We start from the raw sequence: 10,563 nt of genomic DNA, 5'->3' as shown, positions 1-10,563 counted from the left end.
TATGCGAATACTGCTGATCAGACTGAATGCCATGCTGCGAGACGGCACAGAGTGGCGGTGACGAACGGTGGTAGTAAGACAGTTGCTCCCACATTGGTCTTCAGTGAAATGCAGATCTCCTGTGGGAGCGGGCTTGCTCGCGAAGGGCGCGCCGCGGTCTTCAGCCCTTACTCTGCAACCACTCCAACATTGCCAATCCCGCCGCCCGGCCACTGGCAAAGCACCCGGTCAGCAGATAGCCGCCTGTCGGCGCTTCCCAATCCAGCATCTCCCCCGCACAGAACACCCCCGGCAACGCCTTGAGCATCAAACGCTGATCCAGCGCTTCGAACGTCACGCCACCGGCACTGCTGATGGCTTCGTCCAGCGGACGGGTTTTCACCAAGGTCAGCGGCAACGCCTTGATCGCCCGCGCCAACAACGCCGGATCAGCGAAGGTTGCCGCGTCGGTCAGCTCACGCAACAACGCCGCTTTCACCCCATCAATTCCAACCTGACTGTGCAGATGCTTGGCCATCGAACGCGAACCGCGCGGTTTGCTCAACGCTGCCTGCAATTTATCCACAGGTCGGCCGGGCAACAGATCGATGTGCACGGTGGCTGAACCCTGCGTATTGATCGCCTCGCGAATCGGTGCCGACAGCGCATAGATCAGGCTGCCTTCGACCCCGGTTGCGGTAATCACGCATTCGCCCAAGCGCGGGATATCGTCGTTCAAACCGATGGCGACATTTTTCAGCGGTGCACCGGCGAATTTGCTGACAAGCAATTCGCTCCAGGCCTGCACCTCGAATCCGCAATTGCTCGGCTGCAACGGCGCCAGTCCTACGCCTTTTTGCTCCAGAGGCAGCATCCACGCGCCATCCGAACCCAGGCGCGACCAACTGCCGCCGCCGAGGGCGAGCAGGGTGGCATCGGGTTTGACGGTGATTTCGCCGTCGGGGCTGCTGATGCGCAGTGCGCCGTGTTCATCCCAGCCGAGCCAGCGATGGCGGGTGTGGATAACCACGCCGCTGTCGCGCAGGCGTTTGAGCCAGGCGCGCAGCAGCGGCGCGGCTTTCATGTCGGTGGGGAACACCCGGCCGGAGCTGCCGATAAAGGTTTCGATGCCCAGTTCATGAATCCAGCGGCACAACGCGTCGGCGTCGAAACCGCGCAGTAACGGCGCGATCTGCGGCGCGCGTTCGGCGTAGCGCGCGAGGAATGCCGGGTAAGGCTCGGAGTGAGTAATGTTCATGCCGCCGACCCCGGCCAGCAGGAACTTGCGCCCCACCGAGGGCATGCCGTCGTACAGATCGACGCGCACGCCGGCCTGGCTCAGCACTTCGGCGGCCATCAGGCCGGCGGGGCCACCGCCGATGATGGCGACGTGAGCGGGGTGGGGGGCGGAGTTCTGGGTCATGGCGTGCGCTGCGGTATGGCGGGATAAGGCGCGCATTCTAACAGCGCAGACCTTTGTAGGAGTGAGCCTGCTCGCGATGGCGGTTTATCAGGCGACATAAGTGCTGAATGTTGGTCCGCCATCGCGAGCAGGCTCACTCCTACAAAGAGATCGAGGTGAATTCAGTATGTGGTTAAAAAATAACCATCGCGCTGTACGCCATGTTCGATATGGCCTGTAGTCCCTTTCGCTCAGGTTATCCACAGGCCGTTCCACAGCGATTGTGGGTAACGCAGCACAGCTTAGTGACATCCGTGTGACGTCCAGACCCGTTGCGCGCTGTGATGCAGGATGCCGTGGCGGCGGGCGAGGGCGTGGCGATCCTTGCTGTAGCCGCCGCCGATCACGCCGACTACCGGGATGTCGCGGCCCAGGCAATGGCGCATCACGCTTTCATCGCGGGCGGCAACGCCTTCGTCTGTCAGCTGCAGATAACCGAGGGCGTCGTCCTTGTGCACATCGACCCCGGCGTCGTACAGCACCAGGTCCGGTTGATACAGCGGCAGCAGGTAGTTGAGGGTGTCATCCACCACCTGCAAATAGTCGGCATCGCCCATGCCTTTGGGCAACGGAATGTCCCAGTCGCTTTCGGCCTTGCGTGCAGGAAAATTCTTTTCGCAATGCAGGGATACGGTGATCGCCTCCGGAGTGTCATGCAGGATCCGCGCGGTGCCATCGCCCTGATGCACGTCGCAATCGAAGATCAGCACCCGGTTCACCCGACCGCTTTGCAGCAGGTAATGGCTGATGATCGCCAGGTCGTTGAAGATGCAGAACCCGGCCGGGTAGTCGTAGTGAGCGTGATGGGTGCCGCCGGCGAGGTGACAGGCCAGACCATGCTCGAGGGCTTTTTCCGCCGCCAGAATCGAGCCGCCGACCGCCCGCACCGTGCGCCGCGCCAAGGCTTCGTTCCACGGCAGGCCAAGGCGCCGCTGGTCTTCGCGGGACAACTCTCCGCTCATGTAGCGTTCGATATAGCGGCGGTCATGCGCCAGGGCGAGGATGTCGTTGGGGCAGATCTCGGGACGCAGCAGGTCGGCGTCGCGGGTCAGGCCGCTGTCGACCAGGTGGTCGCGCAGCAAGCGGAATTTGTCCATCGGAAAGCGGTGATCCGCCGGAAACTCGGGGCTGTAGTCTTCGTGGTAGATCAGCGGCAGGGGCATGGCAACTTCATGTAGGAACGATGGAAAGAGTGAACGATCCTACCAGCGATGTAGACTTGCGGCATGGAAATGGAGGGGCATGATGGAGCCGATTCAGCAACTCGAAAGCGCACGCCTGCTGATGCGTCAGTGGCGCGACGAGGATTTGCCGGAATTTGCGGCGATGTGCGCCGATCCTCAGGTGATGCGTTACTTTCCGGCCCCGCTCAGCCGTCTGGAAAGTGCCTCGATGATTGGCCGGGTGCGCGGGCATTTTGCCGAGCACGGTTTCGGTCTGTGGGCGCTGGAGCGCAAGGACAGCGGTGAGTTCATCGGTTTCACTGGCCTGGGTGTGGTCGGTTTCGATGCGCCGTTCACCCCGGCGGTGGAAATCGGCTGGCGTCTGGCCCGCGAGCATTGGGGGCTGGGCTATGCCAGTGAGGCGGCGTGGACGGCATTGCGCGCAGGTTTTGATCGGCTGGGACTGAAGGAAATCGTGTCCTTCACCGCCCAGAGCAATCTGCCGTCGGAGAAAGTCATGCAGGCGATTGGCATGCAGCACGATCCGGCCGATGATTTCGATCACCCCAAACTTGCCGTCGATCACCCGTTGCGGCGGCATCTGTTGTACCGAATTACCAGGGAGCAATGGCTGCAAACCCTGCATGGCTAAGCCGACACGGACGTTTACAATGGCGCGACAGTGGCTCGCGCCAGAACCTGAATGGGCCGCCGCAGCCAAGACTGCGCGGCATAGCGTTGTGTGAGGAGAGTCTGAATGAGCCAAGTGTTGGAAGATCTGGTCGACCTGCTGACCCTGGAGCCAATCGAGGAAAACCTGTTCCGTGGCCGCAGCCAGGACTTGGGTTTCCGTCAGTTGTTCGGTGGTCAGGTACTCGGTCAGTCGCTGTCGGCGGCCAGTCAGACGGTTGAAGAGGCGCGCCACGTGCATTCGATGCACGGTTATTTTCTGCGTCCGGGCGATGCCAAGTTGCCGGTGGTGTATTCGGTGGATCGCGTGCGTGACGGCGGCAGCTTCAGCACCCGACGGGTCACAGCGATCCAGAAGGGCCACCCGATCTTCACCTGCAGCGCGTCGTTCCAGTACGACGAGGCAGGCTTCGAGCACCAGAGCCAGATGCCGGTGGTGGTCGGCCCGGAAAACCTGCCGTCGGAGCTGGAACTGACCCAGCAACGCGCGCACCTGATCCCCGAACACATGCGCGAAAAACTGCTGTGCCCGAAACCGATCGAAGTGCGCCCGGTCACCGAAAAGGATCCGTACAACCCGCAGCCGGCCGATCCGGTGAAGTATGTGTGGTTCCGTGCCGACGGTGCGCTGGCGGATATTCCGGCGCTGCACAAGTACCTGCTGGCCTACGCCTCGGACTTCGGTCTGCTGACCACCTCGATGCTGCCGCACGGCAAGTCGGTCTGGCAGAAAGACATGCAGGTCGCCAGCCTCGATCACGCGCTGTGGTTCCATAACGATCTGCGCGCCGATGACTGGTTGCTCTACGCGATGGACAGCCCGTGGGCCGGCAATTCCCGGGGATTCTCCCGTGGCAGCGTGTACAACCGCGCCGGGCAACTGGTGGCGTCGGTGACCCAGGAAGGCCTGATTCGTCACCGCAAGGATTGGGCATGAGCCTGAGCGATGTGAAGCACTGGGTGTTCGACATGGACGGCACCCTGACCGTCGCCGTGCATGACTTTGCGGCGATCCGCGTGGCGCTGGCGATTCCGCCCGAGGACGACATTCTCACCCACCTCGCTTCGCTGCCGGCCGAGGAGGCCGCGGCGAAACACGCGTGGTTGCTGGAGCATGAGCGCGATCTGGCGCTGGGTTCGAAACCGGCTGCCGGTGCGGTGGAGCTGGTGCGCGACCTGCACGGGCGTGGCTATCGCCTGGGCATCCTGACCCGCAATGCGCGGGAACTCGCGCATGTGACGCTCGACGCCATCGGCCTGGCCGACTGCTTCGCCGTGGAAGATGTGCTGGGCCGCGATGAAGCGCCACCGAAGCCGCATCCCGGCGGGTTGCTGAAACTGGCCGAAGCCTGGAGCGTGCCGGCCAGCGAAATGGTGATGGTCGGGGATTACCGCTTTGATCTCGATTGCGGGCGGGCGGCCGGGGCACGGACGGTGCTGGTGAATCTGCCGGACAACCCGTGGCCGGAGCTGACGGACTGGCATGCGCAGGATTGTGTCGAGTTGCGGCGGATGCTTTTGGCCTGAGATCTTCGGTGCCTGTCAGATTGCCTTCGCGAGCAAGCCCGCTCCCACAGGGGAATGCATTCCAAATGTGGGAGCGGGCTTGCTCGCGAAGAGGCCAGAACGGCCACCGCAAGAATTACTGATCAAACAGCGCTTTCAGCCCCTCCGGCGACGTCAACATCCCATCGCCGTTATGCCCGACCCCGGGCACTTCAACCAGCCGCTGATTGACCCCTTCCGGATGCCGGCGCAGCAGGTAGCCGAAAAACAGCTTGCCGCGTTCCAGCCGATACGTGCCTTGTGCCTCGGCGGCGCAACTCTTGTCCAGCGCCGGATGTTGCGGGTCTATGTCCTGCTGCCCCAGCAGGTAAATCACTTCGCGTTTGATGTAGCTGCTCTCAAGCTGCAATGGCGTTTGCCCACCGGCGTACACCGGCATGTCTGCCAGACCGTACTTCCAGCGATTGAAACCCGTGCACTGTGCGTGATCGAACGCTACCGGCCGCTGTTCGTTGAAATACGCGTACGACGACGGATTGGCCACCACATAGCGCAGGCGAATGCCATTGGCCTTCAGCGCCGGTTGCTCTTTGGCCAGCAGGGCATAGCGCTGCACCACTTGTCCGCCACCGGAATGGCCGAAAATCACGATCTGCTGCACATCCGGAAACTGCTTGCGGTCGCTGACCCGGGCGACGATGGCGTCGAGTGCGGCGTAGGAACTCAGCGGCTTCGGCCCTGTGGATAACCCGCCGCCCATCCACTCGTTGCCTTTCCAGCGCAGCAATGTGTTGGGCAGGGAGTACAGGGCGACGTCGCTTTCGTTGAGAAACTGCGGCGCGATCACCAGCGTGTGCGCCGTTTGCCCGGCCAGTTCGGTGGCGCGTTCGGCACTCTTGCGGTAGGTCTCGGCATTGCGCAGCCGTCCGTGAATGACGATCAACACCCGCTCGATTTTTTCCGGTGCCGGGCTGATGCCGACGGCCATTTCGCCGGCCTCGAATTGCAGGCGCCCGGGGCTGATGGCATCGACGCCTGCCGCGTGCGCGTTGCCGCCGATGATCAGTAAAGCCAGAAGCCATTTGCGCATTTACAGGTTTTTCGCCGCGAAGGTATCGCACTGGCCGACCTGGCCCTGGGCGAAACCGGTTTTGAACCAGCGCATCCTTTGCGCCGACGTGCCATGGGTAAACGAGTCCGGCACCACACGGCCCTGACCCTGTTGTTGCAGGCGATCATCACCGATGGCGTTTGCCGCATTCAAGGCCTCTTCGACGTCACCCGGTTCCAGCCAGTTCAGGCGCTTCTGCGCATGGTAGGCCCAGACGCCGGCCAGGCAGTCGGCCTGCAATTCCTGACGCACCAGCAAACCGCCGTCGCCCTGCATCTGCCGGCCCTGCTGACGGGCCGTCTGAATTTTTGCCGAGACGCCGAGCAGCGTCTGCACATGGTGGCCGACTTCGTGCGCGATCACGTAGGCCTGGGCGAAGTCACCGGCGGCCTTGAAGCGCTGGGCCATTTCTTGAAAGAAGGCCATGTCCAGATAGACTTTCTGATCTGCCGGGCAATAGAACGGGCCGGTCGCCGAAGTCGCCAGACCGCAGGCGGAATTCACCCGGTTGCTGAACAGCACCAGGGTCGGGTCCTTATATTGGCGACCAGCTTGCTGGAAGATGGCGCCCCAGGTGTCTTCGGTATCGCCGAGGATCGAACGCACGAATTCGGCCTGCTGGTCGTTGGCCGGTGGCGCCTGACGCGTCTGCGTACTGGCCGGTGCCGATTGCTCGGTCATTTGCCCAGTGAGCTGGCCGAGGATCTGCAACGGATCCTGTCCGGTGATCCAGCCGATGCCGACGATCAGCAGGATCGCCCCCAGGCTCAGGCCTTTGCCGCCACCGAACCGCATGCCACCACCGCCGCCGCTATCATCGCCACGGGCATCGACGACGTTGTCACTGCGTCGGCCTTTTTTCCATAGCATGTGGGAATCCTCTTTCTGTTCGTGGTGATGAGTGTTGCTGGTGTGGGAGTGTGGCGCCAGTCCGGTCGTCCGTCTATTGGCGTACACGCAAACAGGCCCGGCCTCGGGTGACGAGGGCGGGCCTGTTATTGACGAGCGTGTGCGCGACTAATTCAATCCGTCGGCGGATTTCTCTCGGCGCGCTGTGCGTCAGCGATCGAAGGCATCCCACACCGGGGCGAAATCCGGGCTGACCTGACGCTGATTCTTCGGCAGCGCGGCGATCAGTGCGCGGTCTTCAGCGTCCAGTTCAACCTGCAGCGAAGCCAGGTTCGCCAGTTGATTGGCGCGGCTGCTGGCTTTGGGAATCGCCGCGACGTTGGGCTGATCCAGCAGCCACTTCAACGCCACCTGAGTCGGCAGCACGCCGTGTTTTTCGGCAATCTGCTGAATCTGTGGAATCTCCGAGACCTTGTTACGCGCCAATGGCGTGTAGGCCGTCAGTGCCAGATCGTGTTGGCGCGCGTAGTCGAGCAGGGCGTTCTGGCCGAGGAGGACGTGGTACTCGACCTGGATCGCTGACAGAGGGATGCCGTATTCCTCGACGACTGTGCGCAGCAGCCGCAGCGGAAAATTCGCCACGCCGATGTTGCGAGCCAGACCCTGTTCCTTGAACGAGGCCAGGGTGTCGAGAGTGCGCGGCAGATCCCAATCGGTACTCGGCCAGTGGATCATGAACAGATCGACGTACTCGCTGCGCAAGGCCTTGAGGCTTCGTTCCATCGAGTGGCGCATGGCGTCCGGTTGCAACTGGTCCCACCAGACCTTGGTGGTGAAATGAATCTGCTCGCGGGGTGTCGGAGTATTCGCCAATGCTTGTCCGACCGCGTCTTCGTTGTTGTAGGCCGCTGCCGTGTCGATGTGCCGGTAGCCGAGTTCCAGTGCTTGCTCGACGGCACGGGTGCATTCGTCGCCGAGCATCGGCCAGGTGCCGAGGCCGAGTTTCGGCATGTTCAAACCTTGGGCGTTAACGATGTGCTGCATGGTCGATCTCCTGTTCGAAAGCAGTGATGCCGGCGATATGCCGAGCGGCGATGTAGCCGAAAGTCAGCGCCGGGCCGAGGTTGATCCCGCCTGCCGGATAGTGCCCGCCCATGATGCTGGCCATGTCGCCACCGGCGGCGTAGAGCCCGGCGATGGGCTGGGCATGGGCATCGAGCACTTGCGCCTGCGGGTTGACCTTGAGCCCGGCAAAGGTGCCGAAGCAGCCCGGCTGCACTTTCACGGCATAAAAAGGGCCGGCTTCTATTGGGGCAACGCAAGGGTTGGGAAGGTTCGCCGGATCGCCCTGCTTGCGGTTGTAGGACGTTGAACCGCGACCGAACAACGGGTCTTCGCCAAGGCGAGCCTGCAGGTTGTAGTGATCCACCGTGCGGCGTAATCCACTGGGATCGATGCCGCAGGCGCTGGCCAATTCTTCCAGGGTGTTGCCGGTTTTCAGATAGCCGCTGCGGATAAATCCTGACACCGGAACGGGAAATGGCCGCGACATGCCCAAGCCATAACGCCGTTGAAAGGCACGGCTGCAGATCAGCCACGAGGCGACTTCTTCGCCTTCAGGCGTGGCGGCAACCATGGCGCTGACGTAGTCGTAGTAACCGTTGGCTTCGTTGACGAAGCGCTGGCCGTTGCGCAGTACGCCGATGATTCCCGGTTTGCCGCGTTCGATGATGTGTGGGAAATGGCCGATGCTGCCGTCGGCATGCGGCACTTGCGAGACCGGCGCCCAGGCCACGGGTGACGCCAGGTCGGTGTTGACCGTGGCGCCGACGCTTTCGCCCAGGCGCAGGCCGTCGCCGTTCACCGCCAGCGGTGGCAGTGCCCAGTGTTCATGACCCGTGGGCGTGCGCGGAAACAAGGCCTTGCGCCGTTCGACGTCGTTGGCGAATCCGCCGGCGGCCAGCACCACGGCTTTGCGTGCATGAATGCGGATCGGGCCTTTGGCGCTGTTGACCAGCGCGCCGCAAACCCCTGCTTCATCGCGCAGCAGCTCGGTAACGGGTGCCGACTCCCATAACAAAACGCCAAGGTCCTCGGCGGACTTCGCCAGCCTTGCGACCAACGCCACCCCGTTGACCAATTGCATGGCCCGGCCGTGTACCGCCAGATCGAGCAAGTGTCGGGTAAAACGACGGGTTACATGCCACGCGGCTTTCAGCGAACGGGTGAGATTGAGGAACGCCGAAAGGTCAGCGCCGGCCATGATCGGCATGCCCATGAAGGACGTTTCGCGCATTGTTGTACGCAGGCGCCTGAGCAGGCGTCCGACTGTTCGTCCGTCGTAAGGCGCCGCGATGACCGAGCGACCGCCCGTGCCCGCGCCGGGCGTATCGCCATGAATGTCGGCAATGGCGTTACCGTCGGCAAATTGCAGAGCGGTGTGCTGTTCGAAAAACGCGACCATGTGTGGCCCGGCAGTGAGGAATGCGTCGACCATTGCCGGGTCGTAATGCTCACCGAGTTCGTGGCGCAGGTAAGTGCGCGGTCGCTCGACGTCTTCGACGATGCCGGCGCGTCGGGCCAGCGGATTGCACGGCACCCATGCCCAGCCGCCGGACCACGCGGTAGCACCGCCGAACACCGGATCTTTTTCAACCACGATGACCTTCAGACCGTGCCATGCGGCAGTGACCGCTGTGGATAAACCGGCGGCACCGGAGCCGACGACCAGAACGTCGCAGTCGATTTCGGGAAGTTCGGCAGGCATCAGGCAAAGCTCCGCAACTGGGTTATTGGAAATAGATTCCAGAAATTAACCAATGAAGTTCAGCTGCAACAAGGCATGGTTCAGTAAAGTGGGCGGTTATCGCACGGCCAGTTCCGGATTTCGCTTTGTCTCGGATGTCTTCTAGAATCGGCAAAATTTCACTTGGACCTTCCCATGGCCGGCAGTCAGATCGAACGGGTTTTCAGCGTGCTGGAAAGCCTCACCAGTGAGCCGCGCGGGCTGCCGATGCAGACCTTGGCCGAGCAACTGGACATCCCGAAAAGTGCCACGCACCGGATGCTCGCGGAGCTGATCCGGCTGGGCTACGTGCGACAGAATGCCGAGACTTTGCGCTATCACCTGTCGACCAAACTGGTGGCGATGGGGTTTCAGTACCTGTCGAGCAGCGGTGCTGACATCGTGCAGCCGGTGCTGGATCGACTGGCTCAGGAAACCGGCGAACTGGTGCGCCTGGGGGTGATCGATGGCGAGCGCCAGACCTGGATCGCCAAGGCGCAGGGCGCACGGACGGGCCTGCGTTATGACCCGGATATGGGTCGCGATGCGCCGCTGTTCTACACCGCTTCCGGGCACGCGTGGCTGGCCTGCATGAGCGACGCCGAAGCCTTGTCGCTGGTCGAGCGCCAAGGCGCGGAAGTTCCGATGGGCGTCGGGCCGAATGCGCCGCGCTCCAATATCGAACTGCTGGAGCGCCTGCGCCTGGCGCGGGAACAGGGTTATGCCTGTGTCGAGGAAAGTTCGGCGGTGGGCACCTCGGCGATTGCCGCGGTGGTCAAGCATCCCGTTGACGGGCGGGTGATCGGTGTACTGAGCATTGCCGGGCCAAGCGCACGGATGCCCGGCGCGCGACTGCACGAATTGGCGCCGCTGCTGAGGAAGTTTACCGAGGAGTTGTCGGCGGCGAGTCTAGCGTCCGAATTGTTCGTCTGACTCGCACCGATCCCTGTAGGAGCTGCCGCAGGCTGCGATCTTTTGGTCTTGAAAATCAAAGTCAAAAGATCGCAGCCTGCGGCAG

10 protein-coding genes are annotated in these 10,563 nt (G+C 62.5%); 4 read left to right on the top strand and 6 right to left on the bottom strand.

From position 1 onward, the window contains the following. Positions 1–160: 160 nt before the first annotated feature. The gene (locus LVD08_RS22065; RefSeq protein WP_247269257.1) at positions 161–1,402 is read right to left on the bottom strand and encodes a TIGR03862 family flavoprotein; all 1,242 of its coding nucleotides are present in this window, start codon (positions 1,400–1,402) and stop codon (positions 161–163) included. 281 nt (positions 1,403–1,683) lie between these two features. Next, positions 1,684–2,604, bottom strand: coding sequence for a histone deacetylase family protein (locus LVD08_RS22060; RefSeq protein ID WP_041065146.1), 921 nt, complete (start codon positions 2,602–2,604; stop codon positions 1,684–1,686). Between the two features lie 82 nt (positions 2,605–2,686). Here LVD08_RS22060 and LVD08_RS22055 point away from each other — a divergent pair, with 82 nt between their 5' ends. The 3 genes from LVD08_RS22055 (at position 2,687) to LVD08_RS22045 (ending at position 4,821) form a co-directional block, all read left to right on the top strand. After that, complete coding sequence (locus tag LVD08_RS22055; RefSeq protein WP_027612866.1) at positions 2,687–3,256, top strand: GNAT family N-acetyltransferase; 570 nt, start codon at positions 2,687–2,689, stop codon at positions 3,254–3,256. A gap of 105 nt (positions 3,257–3,361) precedes the next feature. Further along, the gene (gene tesB / locus LVD08_RS22050; protein ID WP_003228466.1) at positions 3,362–4,231 is read left to right on the top strand and encodes an acyl-CoA thioesterase II; all 870 of its coding nucleotides are present in this window, start codon (positions 3,362–3,364) and stop codon (positions 4,229–4,231) included. Then, positions 4,228–4,821: an HAD family hydrolase gene (locus LVD08_RS22045; RefSeq protein WP_247269256.1), complete on the top strand. Its 594-nt coding sequence runs from the start codon at positions 4,228–4,230 to the stop codon at positions 4,819–4,821. Before tesB ends, LVD08_RS22045 begins: the two co-directional genes overlap by 4 nt. Positions 4,822–4,936: 115 nt before the next feature. Here LVD08_RS22045 and LVD08_RS22040 read toward each other — a convergent pair whose 3' ends face one another. The 4 genes from LVD08_RS22040 to LVD08_RS22025 form a co-directional block, all read right to left on the bottom strand. Beyond that, the gene (locus LVD08_RS22040; protein ID WP_247269255.1) at positions 4,937–5,890 is read right to left on the bottom strand and encodes an alpha/beta hydrolase; all 954 of its coding nucleotides are present in this window, start codon (positions 5,888–5,890) and stop codon (positions 4,937–4,939) included. Beyond that, positions 5,891–6,781 (bottom strand): KPN_02809 family neutral zinc metallopeptidase, encoded by an 891-nt coding sequence (gene ypfJ / locus LVD08_RS22035; protein ID WP_247269254.1) that lies wholly within the window; start codon positions 6,779–6,781, stop codon positions 5,891–5,893. It abuts the gene before it with no gap. 189 nt (positions 6,782–6,970) lie between these two features. Next, on the bottom strand, positions 6,971–7,804 hold the full coding sequence (locus tag LVD08_RS22030) for an aldo/keto reductase (RefSeq protein WP_247269253.1): 834 nt from the start codon (positions 7,802–7,804) through the stop codon (positions 6,971–6,973). Further along, positions 7,788–9,527: an FAD-dependent oxidoreductase gene (locus tag LVD08_RS22025; protein WP_247269252.1), complete on the bottom strand. Its 1,740-nt coding sequence runs from the start codon at positions 9,525–9,527 to the stop codon at positions 7,788–7,790. Before LVD08_RS22025 ends, LVD08_RS22030 begins: the two co-directional genes overlap by 17 nt. Positions 9,528–9,701: 174 nt before the next feature. On the opposite strand from LVD08_RS22025, the gene LVD08_RS22020 reads away from it, so the two are divergent. After that, the gene (locus LVD08_RS22020; protein ID WP_247269251.1) at positions 9,702–10,478 is read left to right on the top strand and encodes an IclR family transcriptional regulator; all 777 of its coding nucleotides are present in this window, start codon (positions 9,702–9,704) and stop codon (positions 10,476–10,478) included. Positions 10,479–10,563: the final 85 nt, after the last annotated feature.

Source organism: Pseudomonas sp. YL2 (genome assembly GCF_023063025.1).
GTDB lineage: Bacteria > Pseudomonadota > Gammaproteobacteria > Pseudomonadales > Pseudomonadaceae > Aquipseudomonas > Aquipseudomonas putida_A.
Note: the sequence above shows the minus strand (reverse complement) of the source record. Positions and strands in the feature narration are given on the sequence as shown.